The sequence below is a fragment of the Hydrogenophaga sp. ANAO-22 genome (assembly GCF_042466645.1).
Taxonomy (GTDB): Bacteria; Pseudomonadota; Gammaproteobacteria; order Burkholderiales; family Burkholderiaceae_C; genus Hydrogenophaga.
Genome location: NZ_CP159956.1, coordinates 5692002 through 5709184 on the forward strand (window position 1 = coordinate 5692002; position 17183 = coordinate 5709184).

General features: G+C 65.7%; 15 protein-coding genes and 2 pseudogenes. 9 read left to right on the forward strand and 8 right to left on the reverse strand.

The genetic code is table 11. The annotated features are described in order from the left end of the window. Positions 1-4: 4 nt before the first annotated feature. Together ABSY19_RS27715 and ABSY19_RS27720 are read left to right on the forward strand one after the other, a co-directional pair. Positions 5-424: a hypothetical protein gene (locus ABSY19_RS27715; RefSeq protein ID WP_382157684.1), complete on the forward strand. Its 420-nt coding sequence runs from the start codon at positions 5-7 to the stop codon at positions 422-424. A 16-nt stretch (positions 425-440) separates the two neighbouring features. Beyond that, positions 441-920 (forward strand): DUF6152 family protein, encoded by a 480-nt coding sequence (locus tag ABSY19_RS27720; protein WP_382157686.1) that lies wholly within the window; start codon positions 441-443, stop codon positions 918-920. Positions 921-981: 61 nt separating this feature from the next. Here the strand turns inward: ABSY19_RS27720 and adk are convergent, their stop codons facing one another. The 6 genes from adk to ABSY19_RS27750 form a co-directional block, all read right to left on the reverse strand. Continuing rightward, positions 982-1638: an adenylate kinase gene (adk, locus tag ABSY19_RS27725; RefSeq protein WP_382157688.1), complete on the reverse strand. Its 657-nt coding sequence runs from the start codon at positions 1636-1638 to the stop codon at positions 982-984. Positions 1639-1794: 156 nt separating this feature from the next. Further along, the gene (gene kdsB, locus ABSY19_RS27730; RefSeq protein ID WP_382157690.1) at positions 1795-2580 is read right to left on the reverse strand and encodes a 3-deoxy-manno-octulosonate cytidylyltransferase; all 786 of its coding nucleotides are present in this window, start codon (positions 2578-2580) and stop codon (positions 1795-1797) included. Beyond that, entirely contained in the window at positions 2577-2783 is a 207-nt protein-coding gene (locus tag ABSY19_RS27735) for a Trm112 family protein (RefSeq protein WP_291117088.1), read from the reverse strand. Before ABSY19_RS27735 ends, kdsB begins: the two co-directional genes overlap by 4 nt. A gap of 35 nt (positions 2784-2818) precedes the next feature. Beyond that, entirely contained in the window at positions 2819-3889 is a 1071-nt protein-coding gene (lpxK, locus tag ABSY19_RS27740) for a tetraacyldisaccharide 4'-kinase (RefSeq protein ID WP_382157692.1), read from the reverse strand. A gap of 19 nt (positions 3890-3908) precedes the next feature. Further along, a complete protein-coding gene (locus ABSY19_RS27745; protein ID WP_291117082.1) occupies positions 3909-4343 on the reverse strand; it encodes a biopolymer transporter ExbD in 435 nt (144 codons plus the stop codon). Further along, positions 4340-4987, reverse strand: a complete 648-nt coding sequence (locus ABSY19_RS27750; protein WP_382157694.1) for a MotA/TolQ/ExbB proton channel family protein — start codon at positions 4985-4987, stop codon at positions 4340-4342. Before ABSY19_RS27750 ends, ABSY19_RS27745 begins: the two co-directional genes overlap by 4 nt. 358 nt (positions 4988-5345) lie before the next feature. Between ABSY19_RS27750 and xseA the strand changes: the two genes are divergently transcribed. The 3 genes and pseudogenes from xseA (at position 5346) to ABSY19_RS27765 (ending at position 9833) form a co-directional block, all read left to right on the forward strand. Then, positions 5346-6644: an exodeoxyribonuclease VII large subunit gene (gene xseA / locus ABSY19_RS27755; RefSeq protein WP_382163967.1), complete on the forward strand. Its 1299-nt coding sequence runs from the start codon at positions 5346-5348 to the stop codon at positions 6642-6644. A gap of 135 nt (positions 6645-6779) precedes the next feature. Continuing rightward, on the forward strand, positions 6780-7361 hold the full coding sequence (locus ABSY19_RS27760) for a superoxide dismutase (protein WP_291117076.1): 582 nt from the start codon (positions 6780-6782) through the stop codon (positions 7359-7361). 235 nt (positions 7362-7596) lie between these two features. Then, a pseudogene (locus ABSY19_RS27765) lies at positions 7597-9833 on the forward strand (NADP-dependent isocitrate dehydrogenase). A 46-nt stretch (positions 9834-9879) separates the two neighbouring features. Here the strand turns inward: ABSY19_RS27765 and ABSY19_RS27770 are convergent. Beyond that, complete coding sequence (locus ABSY19_RS27770; RefSeq protein ID WP_382157697.1) at positions 9880-10329, reverse strand: DUF192 domain-containing protein; 450 nt, start codon at positions 10327-10329, stop codon at positions 9880-9882. A 130-nt stretch (positions 10330-10459) separates the two neighbouring features. Between ABSY19_RS27770 and icd the strand changes: the two genes are divergently transcribed. The 3 genes and pseudogenes from icd to clpA all read left to right on the forward strand — a co-directional run bounded on the left by icd (position 10460) and on the right by clpA (position 14741). Continuing rightward, complete coding sequence (gene icd, locus ABSY19_RS27775) at positions 10460-11713, forward strand: NADP-dependent isocitrate dehydrogenase (RefSeq protein WP_382163968.1); 1254 nt, start codon at positions 10460-10462, stop codon at positions 11711-11713. A 235-nt stretch (positions 11714-11948) separates the two neighbouring features. Continuing rightward, a pseudogene (gene clpS / locus ABSY19_RS27780) lies at positions 11949-12307 on the forward strand (ATP-dependent Clp protease adapter ClpS). Positions 12308-12404: 97 nt separating this feature from the next. Continuing rightward, positions 12405-14741, forward strand: coding sequence for an ATP-dependent Clp protease ATP-binding subunit ClpA (gene clpA / locus ABSY19_RS27785; RefSeq protein ID WP_291117064.1), 2337 nt, complete (start codon positions 12405-12407; stop codon positions 14739-14741). Positions 14742-14809: 68 nt separating this feature from the next. Here the strand turns inward: clpA and ABSY19_RS27790 are convergent, their stop codons facing one another. Continuing rightward, positions 14810-16360: a helicase HerA-like C-terminal domain-containing protein gene (locus ABSY19_RS27790; RefSeq protein ID WP_382157698.1), complete on the reverse strand. Its 1551-nt coding sequence runs from the start codon at positions 16358-16360 to the stop codon at positions 14810-14812. Positions 16361-16451: 91 nt separating this feature from the next. On the opposite strand from ABSY19_RS27790, the gene ABSY19_RS27795 reads away from it, so the two are divergent. Then, a complete protein-coding gene (locus tag ABSY19_RS27795; protein WP_382157700.1) occupies positions 16452-17177 on the forward strand; it encodes a YebC/PmpR family DNA-binding transcriptional regulator in 726 nt (241 codons plus the stop codon). The last annotated feature ends 6 nt before the right edge of the window (positions 17178-17183 follow it).

Here is a 17183-nt window from a genome sequence, read left to right on the forward strand (position 1 = left end):
CGCGATGTTCGCCGCGCTCGGTGCCCACGCCTGGGCGTACCCCATGCTGGAAGTGGCCCATCTGCTGGGCGTGGCGCTGTTGCTCGGCAACCTGACGCTGCTGGAACTGCGGGTGTTCGGCTGGGGCCAGAGCCTGCCTATGGAGCCTCTAGCGAAACTGAGCCTGGGCCTGGTGGCGGTGGGTTTCGCGCTGGCCGCCGTGTCGGGCCTTCTGATGTTCGGTACCCAGGCCGGGGAACTGCTGGCCAATCGCGTGTTCACAGCCAAGATGGTGTTGATCATGCTGGCGGGATGCAACGCCGGCTGGTTTCACGCCCGCCGATCGCTGCAGTGCCAGGACCGCACCGCGCGCCTCTTGATGCTGCTGTCGTCGGCCTTGTGGCTGCTGGTGCTGACCTGCGGCCGTTGGATCGGTTACGTGTGATGGGAAGGAGATCTTCATGCAACGACGTGATGTGATTCAGACCGGCGCCTGGCTGGGCCTGGGGGGTTGGGCGGGTGGGGCGCTGGCCCACCATGGCTGGAGCAGCTTCGACCAGGACCGGCCGATCTACCTGGAGGGGCGGGTGGTCGAGGTGAAGTGGCGCAACCCGCACGCCGAGCTGGTGCTGGAGTTGCCCGAGGCCCTGCGCCTGCCGACCGACCTCGGCCAACGCCCTTTGCCTGCCCAGACGGCGGGCATCGACGGGCCCGCGCTGTTGGCCAAGACCGTGTTGCCCACGCGCCGCGACCGGCGCTGGGAGATCGAACTGGCGCCGCTGTTCCGGTTGGGGCAATGGCAGATGCCTGAGGTCAAGACCGGGGCCTCCCTGTCCACCGTGGGCTTCACGTTCAAGGACGAGAAGGGCGAAGCGATCCTGCGCGCCGAGTACGTGTTTCTGGAGGGCAAGGCCTACGGCCTGCGCTCCAGCCCGGCTTGAGTTCTTCTGAAAGCAGAACACCCGGCACGTGGCCGGGTGTTCTGCGGGACGCCGGGGTGGCTTACTTCGACAGCGCCTCGAAGGCGCGTGCCGTGATGTCCTCGACCGAGCCCATGCCGCTGATGGCGCGGTACTTGGGCGCGGCGGCCGCGTCCGAGCGCGCCCAGCTGCTGTAGTAGTCCACGAGGGGACGGGTCTGTGCGCTGTAGACCTCGAGCCGCTTCTTCACGGTCTCTTCCTTGTCGTCTTCGCGCTGGATCAGCGGTTCGCCGGTCACGTCGTCCTTGCCTTCCACCTTGGGCGGGTTGAACTTGACGTGGTAGGTGCGGCCCGAGGCGGGGTGCGAACGGCGGCCGCTCATGCGTTCGATGATGGCGTCGAACGGCACGTCGATTTCCAGCACGTAGTCCAGCTTCACGCCGGCGGACTTCATGGCATCGGCCTGCGGAATGGTGCGCGGGAAGCCGTCGAACAGGAAGCCGTTGGCGCAGTCGGACTGGGCAATGCGTTCCTTGACCAGGTTGATGATGAGGTCGTCGCTGACCAGACCGCCGGATTCCATCACGGCCTTGGCTTGCAGCCCCAGGGGGGTGCCGGCCTTCACCGCCGCGCGCAGCATGTCGCCGGTGGAGATCTGGGGGATGCCGTATTTTTGGCAAATGAACGTGGCTTGCGTTCCTTTGCCGGCACCCGGGGCGCCCAACAGAATCAGTCTCATCGCTTTCCTTTTTTCAGAGTTTCAATGGCGTGGCCGCTTGTCTCGAGCGGCGGCCCCAGGGCGTGGGAGCCGGGGCGACCGGTCGAGGATAGCACGGGCACCCTTCGCTCTGGCTGACAGGAAAAGGGCTCCGCCGCCCGCCGCAAGGCCCGTAATTCAGGCCTTGGCGAGCAGCTCGCGCACCCGTTGAAGATCTTGCGGCGTGTCCACGCCGGGGCCCGGTGCATGGGCCGTCATGTGCACCGCGATGCGGTAGCCGTGCCAGAGCACGCGCAATTGCTCCAGCGACTCGATGGCTTCCAGCGACGAAGGCTCCAGCTGGGGAAACTGCCGCAGGAAGCCGGCGCGATAGGCGTAGATGCCGACGTGGCGCAGTGGCGCAGGGGTCGGCAGCGTGCTCATGGGTTGGCCGGGTGCCATGCCATCGCGCCACCAGGCGATGGGTGCGCGGCTGAAGTACAGCGCGGTGCCCATGCGGTCGAGCACCACCTTCACCACATTGGGATTGAGGAAGTCGGTCGTGCTGTCGAGGGGGTGGGCGGCGGTGCTCATTACGCAATCGTCGCGGCGCCGCAGTTCGGCCGCCACGGCGTCGATCAGCGTCGGCTCGATCAGTGGTTCGTCGCCTTGCACATTGACCACCAACGCCTCATCCGCCAAGCCGAGCAGGGCGCAGGCTTCGGCTAGGCGGTCGCTGCCGGAGGGGTGGTCGGTTCGCGTGAGCAGGGCTTGCACGCCGTGGGCGGCGCAGGCGTCGACGATGCGCGGATCGTCGGCCGCCACCACGCAGCGCGAGGCGCCGCTCTGCATCGCGCGCTGCGCCACGCGCACCACCATGGGCACGCCGGCGATGTCGGCCAGGGGTTTGTCGGGCAGGCGAGTGGAGGCCAGCCGGGCGGGAATGAGGACGGTGAAGTCGGCCGCCGCGGTGGGCAGGCTCATGCGAGCGGGGCGGGGGCCGATGGGCGCGCCGCTTCCTCTTCGCTGATCGTGCGGGCCTCGTGTTCGAGCAGGATGGGAATGCCGTCGCGCACCGGGTAGGCCAGTCGCGCGCTGCGCGAGAGCAGTTCCTGCTTGTCGCGGTCAAAGATCAGAGGGCCCTTGGTGACCGGGCAGACCAGCAGTTCGAGCAGTTTGGTGTCCATGGCGGAATGATAGTCGCGCCGGCTGGATCCGGGTTTCAAGGCGCGGGGCGCCAGGCGGCCAGATGGGCGTCGACCGCCTCGAAAAACGCCGGGTCGGGCGTGAGTTCGAGCGGGACGGCCCAGGCTTGCGCGGAGCCGTCTGCCGGCAAAAGGGCAAAGAGTTTGGTCGCGTCCTTCTCGGTGCAGACCAAGGGGTGCCGCGCGCCGTGCACCAGCTCGGCGTAGGCCGCCGGGTCGGCGTGATCCGGCAGGGCCACCTGCTGCGTGGGGGCGAGGCCGGCCTCCCGCAGCATGTCAAAGAACACCTCGGGCCGGGCGATGCCGGCAACCGCGGTCAGCGGCGCGCCCTTCAATCGCGACAGTTCGATGCGCTGGCCCCGGGGGCCGACGGCATGGGCGGCCAGTTGCCGCACCGCCCCGAACGCGGACATGTCCGGCGCCGCCACACCCGTGGCGGCCGGTGCACCGGCGCGGCCTTGCCGCAGGAGAAGGTCGGGCCTGAACGGCGCGTGGCGCGCGGGCGGCCAGGGTTCGCGCAGCAGGCCGGCGGGCAGCAGCCAACCGTTGCCCACGCCGCGGTCGTCAAACACCGCGATGGCCAGTTGCCTCGCCAACGCGAGGTGCTGCAGCCCGTCGTCGCACACCAGCACATCCACGTCGGGGTGGGTGGCGCGCAGCGCGCGCGCGGCATCGACCCGGCGAGCCGCCACGCAGACGGGGACGCCAGTGCGCTGGTGGATCAAGAGGGGCTCGTCCCCGGCTTCGCTGGCTGGCGTGTCGGCGTGCACATGGGTCACGCCGGTGGCGTGCCGGCCATGACCCCGCGAGACCACACCGGGATGCCAGCCCTGCACCTGAAGGTGCTTGACCAGCGCGATGGTGCAGGGTGTCTTGCCCGCACCGCCGACCACCACGTTGCCGACCACGACGACCGGCACATCGATCTGGTGAACCTTCAGCAGCCCACGGGCATACAGCCCGCGGCGCAGGGCCACGAGCGAGCGGTACAGCAGGGAGACGGGCCAGAGCAGGCAGGACAGCGGGCCGCGTTGCTGGGCGCGCCGCAGCCAGGCGGCTTCCCGCGTCTGCCCCTGGGCCTGGCTCATGGCGGGCACCCGTGGCGCGTCAGGGTTTGCCGCGGGCGGGGGCACCCGTCTGCTGGGTGGCGAACGTGATCTGCACCAGGCCAGCCCGGCGGGCGGCGTCCATCACATTGATGACCGACTGGTGGGTGGCGGCGGCGTCCGCGCTGATGACGATGACCGTGTCGCGGTTGTCCTGCGAGGCTTCCGAGAGCACGCGCGTGAGGACCTCGACGCCCGCGCCCTCGAGCACCTGCCGGTTGATGGAGTAGCGGCCGTCGCTGCCCACCGCCACCACGATCTCGCGCGGGTTCTGTTTGGGCGCCTGCGCATCGGCCACGGGAAGGTTCACCTTCAGTTCGGTGAACTTGCTGTAAGTGGTGGTGAGCATCAGGAAGATCAGCACCACCAGCAGGATGTCGATGAACGGGATCAGGTTGATCTCGGGCTCATCGTGCTCACCGGTGCGGAAGTTCATAGCGTGGGCTTCCGCAGGCTCAGCAGGTGCCGGGCGAAGCGCTCGGCCGCGAGTTCCATGGACAGCAGGTAGCTGTCCACCCGGGCGCGGAAGTAGCGCCAGAAGATCAGCGCGGGGATGGCGATGATCAGGCCGAACGCGGTGTTGTAGAGGGCGATCGAGATGCCGTGCGCGAGCTGGCCGGGGTTGCCCATGCCGGGCACGGCACCAACGGTGTCCACCGCCTGCGAGCCAAAGATCTCGATCATGCCGATGACGGTGCCAAGCAGGCCCAGCAGGGGCGCGGCCGACGCGATCGTGGCCAGCGCGCCCAGGTAGCGCTGCAGCTTGGCGGCGGCCTCGCGGCCCGCGCCTTCCAGGCTGGCGCGCAGATCGTCTTCGGTGGCGCGCGGGTTGACGTTGTAGGTGCGGAAACCGGTGGCGAGCACCGTGCCCAGCACGGAGTTCTGTTCAAGCTGCTTGACCACGTCCGGGCCCGGGATGCCGTTGCGCGAGACCATGATGGCTTCGTCGAGCAGCTTGGGCGGGAAGATCTTGCGCGTTTTGAGGCTGACGAAGCGTTCGATGACCAGGGCCATGCCGAGCACGGAACAGGCGATCAGGGGCCAGATGGGCCAGCCAGCGGCTTGTATGATGGAAAACAAATCAGAACTCCAGGCTAGTGCCACCGGACGCGGGTGGCCTTGAGGGTGCGAACGATTATGTCTCAGGCCCATGTGCGGCCCTCTGAAGGGACCGACCATTCGGCCCCTGCCCATGCCGTCCAGCCAGTCGGGCCTGATTCCTCTCCCTGATGCACAAATTCTGTGGATAACTTTGTGAAAAACTCACCCGCGATGCGCACGAACCCCCGTCCTGGCAGGGCCGGCGACACGTCGATCACAAAACAGGCACTGCAAATGTCTTTGGAATCAAGGCTCTTGGCGGCATCGCGCGGCGCCATTGAAGGGTGTTTCGACATCGCCAGCAACGGCGCGGCTTGTGGACACATTTGCCCCGGAGATGCGCGTGGCTGAATCCTTGTTCGATGCCGATCAGCCGTCCGCGCGGCGTGTGTGGGCAGTTGGTCCGCTGATGCGAGCCGTGGCCGACACCGTGTCGGCCCGATTCAATCCGGTGGCGGTTCGGGGGGAGCTTTCGGGCTTTTCGAGGGCGGCCAGCGGCCATTGTTATTTTTCGCTCAAGGACGACATCGGCCAGGTGCGTTGCGCCATGTTCAGGCGCTCGGCCGAGCAGTTGAGTTTTGCCCCGCGCGATGGCCAGCTGGTCGAGGCGCGTGGCAAGCTCGATGTCTACGGTGCGCGCGGCGATCTGCAGCTCATTGTCGAGTCGCTGCAGCCCGCGGGGCAGGGCGCGCTGTTTGAACAATTCCTCAAGCTCAAGGCCCAGCTGGAGGCCGAGGGCCTGTTCGAGGAGGCCCGCAAACGTCCGCTGCCCGTGCAGCCGCGCAGCATCGGCATCGTCACGTCCCTGGGTGCGGCGGCCTTGCGCGATGTGGTCACGGCGTTGAAGCGGCGGGTGCCCCATATTCCGGTGGTCATCTACCCGGCGGCCGTGCAGGGCGCGCAGGCGCCTGCCGAGCTGTGCGCCGCGCTGCAAACCGCTTACCGGCGGCATGCCGACACCGGCGAGAGCGAGGTGCTGCTGCTCGTGCGCGGAGGCGGGTCGCTGGAAGACCTGTGGTCGTTCAACGACCCGGTGCTGGTGCGCACCATCGCGCAGGCTCCGATGCCCGTGGTGTGCGGCGTCGGACACGAGACCGACTTCACTTTGGCCGATTTCGTGGCCGACCTGCGCGCCCCCACGCCGACCGCGGCGGCCGAGCTGTGCGCACCCACGAAAGTGCAGCGCCTCGGCGAACTGGCCTACCTGCAGGAGCGCCTGAACAATGGCGCCTATTCGGACATCGATCAGCGCGGTCAGCGGCTTGACCGCCTGGCCCAGCGCCTGGGGCGGCCCTCCGGGCGCATCCACGACAGCCTGCGGCACCTGGCCAGTCTGGAGCACGGCTTGCAGCGCAGTGGTTCGCTGGCGATCCAGCGCCAGCACAACCGCCTGCAGACCTTGCAGACCCAGTTGCCGCCATCCTTGCAGCGCGCGCTGCAAGCGCAGCGGCAGCGGTTGCAGCGCGGCCAGACCGCGCTGGGCCTGCTCGATCCGCAACTCGTGCTGCAGCGGGGCTATGCCTTTCTCACCGACGAGCATGGTGCTGCGCTCACGCGCGCCGCTCAGGCCCGACCCGGGCAGCCGCTGCGCGCGACGCTGGCCGATGGCTCGCTGGACGTGAGGGTGGAAGGCTGAATCCCTGAGGGCCGAGAAACCCTGATCGCTCTGCCGTCACTGGCCTTGCCTACAATGCGGAGGCACGATTGCCTTGTGCTCCGCTTCCCGCGGCCAAGCGCGCCATTTCACAACACCAACGCAAGAGGAACCCCCATGGAACACACCCTGCCCAAACTGCCTTACGACCTGGACGCCCTGGCCCCGCACTACAGCCGCGAGACGCTCGAGTACCACCACGGCAAGCACCACAACGCGTATGTGGTCAACCTGAACAACCTGCAAAAGGGCACGGAGTTCGAGAACATGGACCTCGAGTCCATCATCAAGAAGTCCAGCGGTGGCATCTACAACAACTCGGCCCAGATCTGGAACCACACCTTCTTCTGGAACTGCATGAAGCCCAACGGCGGCGGTGAGCCTTCCGGCGCGCTGGCCGCGGCCATCACGGCCAAGTGGGGCAGCTATGCCGCCTTCAAGGAAGCCTTCGTCAAGTCCGCCGTGGGCAACTTCGGCTCGGGCTGGACCTGGCTGGTGAAGAAGGCCGACGGCTCGGTCGACATCGTCAACATGGGCGCCGCCGGCACCCCGCTGACCACGGGCGACAAGGCCCTGCTGACCGTGGACGTGTGGGAGCACGCCTACTACATCGACTACCGCAACCTGCGTCCCAAGTTCGTCGAGACCTTCCTCGACAAACTGGTGAACTGGTCGTTCGCCGAAGCCAACTTCGCCTGATCGCATGCGCCAGCATCAAGGGCTCGGAGGGTGACCTTCGGGCCCTTTTTGCTGTCTGGCGGCATGAAAGCATGCAAATTTTTTTGTGCGTGTTTTGTATTGTGGGAATGTGATCCCAAAAACGAAGGCCTGGCCCTTGCGCTGAAAGCACAATCACGGGATACCGATCACCGTATCCGCGCGACCCGCCTGGATGCCGGTCGGCGCCGCACCCAACAACCTCTGGAGATAAGCAATGAGCAGCCAGCAACCCACCATCATCTACACCCTGACGGACGAGGCCCCCTTGCTGGCCACCAGTGCGTTTCTCCCTGTCATCCGCACCTTCGCGGCGCCGGCAGGCATCAATGTCACCACCGCCGACATCTCGGTGGCCGGGCGCGTGCTGGCGGCTTTCCCTGAGTGCCTGTCCGAGGAACAGCGCGTCAGCGACGACCTCGCCGCGCTGGGCAAGCTCACGCTCAAGCCCGAGGCCAACATCATCAAGCTGCCCAACATCAGCGCGTCGGTGGCGCAGCTGAAGGCCGCCATCAGCGAACTGCAGCAAAAGGGCTACAAGATCCCGGACTTCCCCGAGAACCCGAAGACGGACGAGGAAAAGGACATCCGTGCCCGCTACAACAAGTGCACCGGCAGTGCGGTGAACCCGGTGCTGCGCGAGGGCAACTCGGACCGCCGCGCCCCCGCGCGGTGAAGGAATACGCCCGCAAGAACCCGCACAGCATGGGCGAGTGGAGCCAGGCTTCGCGTTCGCACGTCTCGCACATGCACCACGGCGACTTCTACCACGGTGAGAAGTCCATGACCCTGGACAAGGCGCGCGACGTCAAGATGGAGCTGATCACCAAGAGCGGCAAGACCATCGTGCTCAAGCCCAAGGTCGCGCTGCTGGACCGCGAGGTGATCGACTCGATGTTCATGAGCAAGAAGGCGCTGCTGGACTTCTACGAGAAGGAGATCGAGGACGCGCGCAAGACCGGCGTGATGTTCTCGCTGCACGTCAAGGCGACCATGATGAAGGTCTCGCACCCCATCGTGTTCGGCCACTGCGTGCGCATCTTCTACCGCGAAGCCTTCGAGAAACACGGCAAGCTGTTCGATGAGCTGGGCGTGAACGTCAACAACGGCATGGTGGATCTGTACAACAAGATCACCACGCTGCCGCAGAGCAAGCAGGACGAGATCAAGCGCGACCTGCACGCTTGCCACGAAGGCCGCCCTGAACTGGCGATGGTGGATTCGGCCAAGGGCATCACCAACTTCCATTCACCCAACGACGTGATCGTCGACGCCTCCATGCCGGCGATGATCCGCAACAGCGGCAAGATGTGGGGCGCCGACGGCCGTCTGAAGGACGTGAAGGCCGTGATGCCCGAATCGACCTTCGCCCGCATCTACCAGGAAATCATCAACTTCTGCAAGTGGCACGGCGCGTTCGACCCCAAGACCATGGGCACCGTGCCCAACGTGGGCCTGATGGCCCAGCAGGCCGAGGAGTACGGCTCGCACGACAAGACCTTCGAGATCCCCGAAGACGGCGTGGCCAACATCACCGACCTGGCCACCGGCGAGGTGCTGATGAGCCAGGATGTGGAGCAGGGCGACATCTGGCGCATGTGCCAAGTCAAGGACGCTGCCATCCGCGACTGGGTCAAGCTGGCCGTGACGCGCGCGCGCAACTCGGGCATGCCCGTGGTGTTCTGGCTCGACGCCTACCGCCCGCACGAAGCCCAGCTGATCACCAAGGTCAAGATGTACCTGCACGAGCACAACACGGCGGGTCTGGACATCCAGATCATGAGCCAGGTGCGCGCCATGCGTTACACCCTGGAGCGCGTGATCCGAGGCCAGGACACCATCAGCGCCACCGGCAACATCTTGCGCGACTACCTGACCGACCTGTTCCCGATCATGGAACTGGGCACCAGCGCCAAGATGCTGTCCATCGTGCCCCTGATGGCTGGTGGCGGCATGTACGAAACCGGTGCCGGCGGCTCCGCCCCCAAGCATGTGCAGCAGCTGGTGGAGGAGAACCACCTGCGCTGGGATTCCCTGGGTGAGTTCCTGGCCCTGGCCGTGAGCTTCGAGGACCTGGGCCTGAAGAACAACAATGCCTCCGCCAAGCTGCTGGCCAAGACCCTGGACGCGGCCACCGGCAAGCTGCTGGACAACAACAAGAACCCGTCGCCCAAGACCGGCCAGCTCGACAACCGCGGCAGCCAGTTCTACCTGGCGCTGTACTGGGCCCAGGAACTGGCCGCGCAGACCGAAGACAAGGCGCTGGCCGAGAAGTTCGCGCCCCTGGCCAAGGCGCTGACCGAGAACGAGAAGACCATCGTCAAGGAATTGGCCGACGTGCAGGGCAAGCCAGTCGACATCGGCGGTTACTACAAGCCGGACTTCGCCAAGCTGGAGACCATCATGCGCCCCAGCAAGACGTTCAACGCGGCGCTGGCTTCGCTGAAGGCCTGACGCAAAAAAGGCCACCGGAAACGGTGGCCTTTTTCTTTCCAGAGGTTTATTTGGTGAACGGAGCGCCGTTCAGGCGCGAGCCGGCCTTGATGCCGCGTTTGTCGAACCAGCCCTGATGCATCTCGAGCACGTAGCGCACCGGCTTGGCCGAGCAGTGCGAGTCCAGGCTCTGGGGCTGCATGTTCGCGAGGTTGACGATGGTGCCGTCATCGGCCACGAAAGCGGCGGTCAGCGGCAGCAGCGTGTTCTTCATCCAGAAGCACTGGCCGGAGGGTTGTTCGAACACGAACAGCATGCCCTCATTGACGGGCATGTCCTTGCGGAACATCAGGCCCACCGCGCGTTCCTGGGGCGTGGCCGCGACCTGTGCCTGGATCAGGTGCATGCCGGCCGACAGGCCGACGCGCGGCAACTGGAGCTGAGGACCTTCCTGGGACCAGGCAGGTCCCGACAGCAGGAAGAACAGGCAGATCAGGGGCGTGAGCAGGCGTTTCATGCGGTGAGGCGGGTGAGTCGGGTCAGGCCCGCATTGTCTGCCATCGTGGCACGGCCGGGCGGGGGCTGAAGCTCCGAGTCTAGAATTCGCGCTCTTGTTCCCTTCCTCAGCCCTCTGGATTCCCATCGACATGTACCAGCACATCCGCGTGCCCGCCCAAGGTCAGAAGATCGCCGTCAATGCCGACATGTCGCTCCAGGTGCCTGACGAACCCATCGTGCCTTACATCGAAGGCGACGGCACCGGCCTGGACATCACGCCGGTGATGCTCAAGGTGGTGGACGCCGCCGTGGCCAAGGCCTATGGTGGCCGCCGGAAAATCCACTGGATGGAGGTCTATGTCGGCCAGAAGGCCACCCAGGTCTACGGGCCGGACGTCTGGCTGCCGGAGGAAACCCTGGACGCCTTGCGCGCCCACGTGGTGTCCATCAAGGGGCCCTTGTCCACGCCTGCCGGTGGGCCGTTCCGCTCGCTGAACGTGGCGCTGCGCCAGGCGCTCGACCTCTATGTCTGCCTGCGCCCGGTGCAGTACTTCGAGGGCGTTCCCTCGCCGCTGAAGGAGCCCGAAAAAACCAACATGGTGGTGTTCCGCGAGAACTCGGAAGACATCTATGCGGGGATCGAGTACGAGGCGGGCTCTCCCCAGGCGCAAAGCCTGATCCGCCTGCTTCAGGACGAAATGGGCGTGACCAGCATCCGCTTCCCGGCCACGTCGGGCATCGGCATCAAGACGGTGTCCATGGAGGGCACCGAGCGCCTGATGCGCAAGGCGATCCAGTACGCCATCGACCACGACAAGCCCAGCGTGACCATCGTGCACAAGGGCAACATCATGCGCTACACGGAAGGCGGCTTCCGCGACTGGGCTTACGCGCTGGCCCAGAAGGAATTCGGTGCGGCCTTGCTCGACGGCGGGCCGTGGTGCCAGTTTCGCAACCCGAAGACCGGCCGGGACATCCTCATCAAGGATTGTTTCGCCGACGACTTCCTTCAGCAGATCCTGCTGCGCCCGCTGGACTTCTCGGTGGTGGCCACGCTCAACCTCAACGGCGACTACATCGCCGACGCGCTGGCGGCCCAGGTGGGCGGCATCGGCATCGCGCCGGGTGCCAACCTGTCCGATTCCCTGGCGTGCTTCGAGCCCACCCACGGCCCCGTGCCCAGGTTCGCGGGCAAGGACTACGCCAACCCATGCGCCGAAATCCTCGCCGCCGAGATGATGCTTCGGCACCTGGGCTGGAAGGAGGCCGCCGACGTGGTCATCGCCGCCCTGCGCAGCGCCATCGGCAGCAAGCAGGTCACCCACGACTTCGCCCGGCTGATGTCCGGCGCCACCCAGGTCAGCTGCTCCGGTTTTGGCGACGTGATGATCGAGAGCATGTAAATCGCGCCCGGGCGGCCAAATCCATTCCCTCGCCCGGGCGTGCGGTGGGAAGAAGCGCACGAATGCCGCCCAACTCGGTGGTTTTCAAGCCCGCTTTCGCTTCACAATGAGGCATGGCTGATGCAGGTTGCCACACCCCCCGCCGACCCGAAGGCAATGCTGTTTCGGGCCGTCGGGAGGCTGTTGTATTCCCGCACGATGCGGCGGTGCAATGCGCACCGCTAGAATCATTTTCATGGCCACCCAGAACCCCAAGAAACCGCCCAACCCTGTCGTCTCGCCCCCCAGCACGGGCAGCGACGACTCGGTGGTGCTGGAGCGGCGCGCGCAACGCACCCAACCCCCCAGATGTTCCAGGTGGTCCTGCTCAACGACGATTTCACGCCAATGGAATTCGTGGTGCATGTCATCCAGGAGTTTTTCAGCAAGGACCGGGAGACCGCTACCCAGATCATGCTCAAGATCCATCTGGAAGGAAAAGGCATCTGCGGCGTGTATTCGCGCGACGTCGCCAGCACCAAAGTGGATCAGGTGCTCCAGGCCGCCCGGGCGGCGGGGCATCCGTTGCAATGTCTGAGTGAACCGGTTGAATAAATCCGAATCCACCCCATCTGAGCCCTAGTCAGCCCCTTTTGACCTTTTTGAACCAGACGATTGCCTCTTCGATCACCCAGCCCAAAGGACGTGCCCAATGATTGCCCAGGAACTTGAAGTCAGCTTGCATATGGCCTTTGTCGAGGCCCGGCAGCAGCGGCACGAATTCATCACGGTGGAGCACCTGTTGCTCGCGCTGCTGGACAACCCCAGCGCCGCCGAGGTGTTGCGCGCCTGCTCGGCCAACATCGACGACCTTCGCAAATCCTTGACGAACTTCATCAAGGACAACACCCCGCAGGTGGCCGGCACCGACGAGGTGGACACCCAGCCCACGCTGGGCTTCCAGCGCGTCATCCAGCGCGCCATCATGCACGTGCAGTCCACCGGCAATGGCAAGAAGGAAGTCACCGGCGCCAACGTGCTGGTGGCCATCTTCGGCGAGAAGGACTCGCATGCCGTGTACTACCTGCACCAGCAGGGCGTGACGCGCCTGGACGTGGTGAACTTCATCGCCCACGGCATCCGCAAGAGCGACCCGCCGGAGCCCACCAAGTCGGGCGAAAGCGCGGCCGAGAACGAGGAAGCCAGCGAAGCCAAGGGCAACGAGAAAGCCTCGCCCCTGGAGCAGTTCACCCAGAACCTGAACCAGATGGCCAAGGACGGCAAGATCGATCCGCTGATCGGCCGCGAGTACGAGGTCGAGCGCGTGATCCAGATCCTCTGCCGCCGCCGCAAGAACAACCCGCTGCTGGTGGGCGAAGCCGGCGTGGGCAAGACCGCCATCGCCGAGGGCCTGGCCTGGCGCATCACCCAGGGCGACGTGCCCGAGATCCTCGCCGAGTCGGCCGTCTACTCGCTCGACATGGGCGCTTTGCTGGCCGGCACCAAGTACCGCGGTGATTTCGAACAACGCCTCAAGGGCGTGCTCAAGTCGCTCAAGGACAAGCCCAACGCCATCCTGTTCATCGACGAGATCCACACGCTGATCGGTGCGGGTGCCGCCTCGGGTGGCACGCTGGACGCGTCCAACCTGCTCAAGCCGGCGCTCTCCAGCGGCCAGCTCAAGTGCATCGGCGCGACCACCTTCAGCGAGTACCGCGGCATCTTCGAAAAAGACGCGGCCTTGTCGCGCCGTTTTCAGAAGGTGGACGTGGTCGAGCCGACGGTGGCCGAGACGGTGGACATCCTCAAGGGGCTGAAGTCGCGCTTTGAGGAGCACCATGGCGTGAAATACGCTGTGGCCGCCCTGCAGGCAGCCGCCGAGCTCAGCGCGAAGTACATCAACGACCGCCACCTGCCCGACAAGGCCATCGACGTGATCGACGAGGCCGGCGCCGCCCAGCGCATCCTGCCGGTGTCCAAGCGCAAGAAGACCATCAGCAAGGCCGAGGTCGAGGAAATCGTGGCCAAGATCGCCCGCATTCCCCCGGCGAACGTGTCCAACGACGACCGCAGCAAGCTGCAGACGCTGGAGCGCGACCTCAAGAGCGTGGTGTTCGGCCAGGACAAGGCACTGGAAGTGCTGGCGTCGTCGGTCAAGATGGCGCGTTCGGGCCTGGGCAAGGCGGACAAGCCGATTGGTGCCTTCCTGTTCAGCGGCCCCACCGGCGTCGGCAAGACCGAAGCCGCCAAACAGCTGGCCTACATCATGGGCATCGACCTGATCCGCTTCGACATGTCGGAGTACATGGAGCGCCATGCCGTGAGCCGCCTGATCGGCGCGCCTCCAGGCTATGTGGGCTTCGACCAGGGTGGCCTGCTGACCGAGGCCATCACCAAGAAGCCGCACTGCGTGCTGCTGCTCGACGAGATCGAGAAGGCGCACCCGGACATCTTCAACGTGTTGCTGCAGGTGATGGACCACGGCACCCTGACCGACAACAACGGGCGCAAGGCCGACTTCCGCAACGTCATCATCATCATGACGACGAACGCGGGTGCCGAGACCATGAACAAGGCGACCATCGGCTTCACGAATCCGCGCGAAGCGGGTGACGAGATGGCCGACATCAAGCGCCTGTTCACGCCCGAGTTCCGCAACCGCCTGGATGCGACCGTCAGCTTCAAGGCGCTGGATGAGAACATCATCATGCGCGTGGTCGACAAGTTCCTGCTCCAGCTGGAAACGCAACTGGCCGAGAAGAAGGTCGAGGTCACGTTCACCGACGGGCTGCGCAAGCACCTGGCGAAGAAGGGCTTCGACCCGCTGATGGGCGCGCGTCCGATGCAGCGCCTGATTCAGGACACGATCCGCCGTGCCCTGGCCGACGAACTGCTGTTCGGTCGCCTCACCGAAGGTGGGCGCCTGACGGTGGACATCGAGACCAAGCAGGACGAAGCGGGCAAGGAAACGCAGGAGGTCATGCTCGACATCCAGCCTTTGTCGAAGAAGGAAGGCAAGGCCAAGCCCGAGGAAGCCACGGCGGGCTGAGTTCCGACGACGTCTGAATGAAAAAAGGCCCGGTCATTCCGGGCCTTTTTTCTTGGGCGATCGCCGGATCAGCGCTTCTTGCTGCCGCCCAGCAGGCCACCGAGCATGCCGCGCACGATCTGGCGGCCCAGGCCACTGGCCACGCTGCGGGCCGCGGTTTTGGCCATCGTCTGCACCAGGCCGTCGTACTGCCCGCCACGGGGGCCCGTGCGGCCGAACAGCGCTTCGTTGACCATGTTGCCGAAGCCGCCGCTCTCGGCCGGCGCCTGCTGCTTGTCCGCGCCCGGAATGCGGGGCGTCTTCGCGGCCGAGGACGCTTCGGCGGGTTCCTCCGCGCCGCGTTTTCCGGCGTGGTTGGCAAACATCTCGTAGGCGCTTTCGCGGTCCACCACCTTTTCGTACACGCCCGCCACCAGCGAGTTCTGGCGCAGTTGCTGGCGCTGGGCGTCGGTGATGGGGCCCAGCTGGCTGCCTGGCGGCACCACGAAGACGCGCTCGGTCTCGGTCGGGCGGCCCTTGGGGTCGAGCAGGCTGACCAGGGCTTCGCCCACGGCAAGCTCAGTGATCGCGGCTTCGATGTCCAGCCCCGCCTTGGGGCGCATCGTCTGGGCGGTGGATTTCACGGCCTTCTGGTCGCGGGGCGTGAAGGCGCGCAGCGCGTGCTGCACGCGGTTGCCCAGCTGGCCGAGCACGCTGTCGGGGATGTCCAGCGGGTTCTGTGTGACGAAATAGACCCCAACACCCTTGGAGCGCACCAGCCGCACCACGAGCTCGATGCGCTCGATCAGCACCTTGGGTGCTTCGTTGAACAGCAGGTGGGCCTCGTCGAAGAAGAAGACCAGCTTGGGCTTGTCCGGGTCGCCGATCTCGGGCAGGGTCTCGAACAGCTCGGACAGCATCCACAGCAGGAAGGTGGCGTACAGGCGCGGCGCGTTCATCAGCTTGTCGGCCGCCAGCACGTTGATCACGCCCTTGCCGTCCACCGTCTGCATGAAGTCGGTGATGTCGAGCATGGGCTCGCCGAAGAACTTGTCGCCCCCTTGCTGCTCCACCTGCATCAGCCCGCGCTGGATGGCGCCGATGCTGGCCGCGCTGATGTTGCCGTACTCGGTGGTGAACTGCTTGGCGTTGTCGCCGATGTGCTGCAGCATGGCCCGCAGGTCTTTCATGTCGAGCAGCAGCAGGCCGTTGTCGTCGGCGATCTTGAACACCAGGTTGAGCACGCCGGCCTGGGTGTCGTTGAGGTTGAGCATGCGCGCGAGCAGCAGCGGGCCCATGTCGCTGATGGTGGCGCGCACCGGGTGGCCCAGCTCGCCGAACACGTCCCACAGCGTGGTGGGGCAGGCGTGGGAGGCGGGTGGGGTGATGCCTCGGTCTTTCAGGATGGCGCTCATCTTCTCGCCGAAGCTGCCCGGCTGGCTGATGCCGGAAAGGTCGCCCTTGACGTCGGCCATGAACACCGGCACGCCGATGTTGGAGAACTGCTCGGCCAGCGTCTGCAGGGTCACGGTCTTGCCCGTGCCGGTGGCCCCGGTGATCAGGCCGTGGCGGTTCGCGAGCCCGGGCAACAGCTGGCAGGTGGTGGTGGCGTTCTGGGCGATCAGCATCGGTTCGGCCATGGCAAGGGTTCCTCAGGGAAGGCGGTTCGGGTGAAAACGTAAAATCGCAGGCTTATTAGATCAAAGCCAGAACGGGCAAAAGGACAATTTCGTGGCCGGACACAGCAAATGGGCAAATATTCAGCACCGCAAGGGTCGCCAGGATGAAAAGCGCGGAAAGATCTGGACGCGCGTGATCCGCGAGATCACCGTGGCGGCCCGCCAGGGCGGCGGCGACCCGGCAATGAACCCGCGGCTGCGGCTGGCCATCGACAAGGCCAAGGCCGCCAACATGCCGGCCGACCGCATCAAATACAACGTGGACAAGGCCTCGGGCAACCTGGAAGGCCAGGCCCTGGAGGAAATCCGCTACGAAGGCTACGGCATCGGCGGTGCGGCCGTGATCGTCGACACCATGACCGACAACCGCGTGCGCACGGTGGCCGAGGTGCGGCACGCTTTCAGCAAGTACGGTGGCAACCTGGGCACCGATGGCTCGGTGTCGTTCCAGTTCAAGCACTGCGGCCAGCTGGTGTTCGCGCCGGGAACCTCCGAGGACAAGGTCATGGAAATCGCGCTGGAGGCGGGTGCCGACGACGTGATCAGCGACGGCGACGGCGCCATCGAGGTGCTGACCTCGCCGGTGACGTTCGAGGCGGTCCGCAACGCGCTGGAGGCCGCTGGCCTCAAGCCCGAGGTGGCCGAGGTCACCATGCGGGCCGAAAACACCATCGAGCTGACGGGCGACGACGCCGCGCGCATGCAGAAGCTGCTGGACGTGCTGGAGGACCTGGACGATGTGCAGGACGTGTTCCACAACGCCGAAATCGGCGAATAAAGGTCG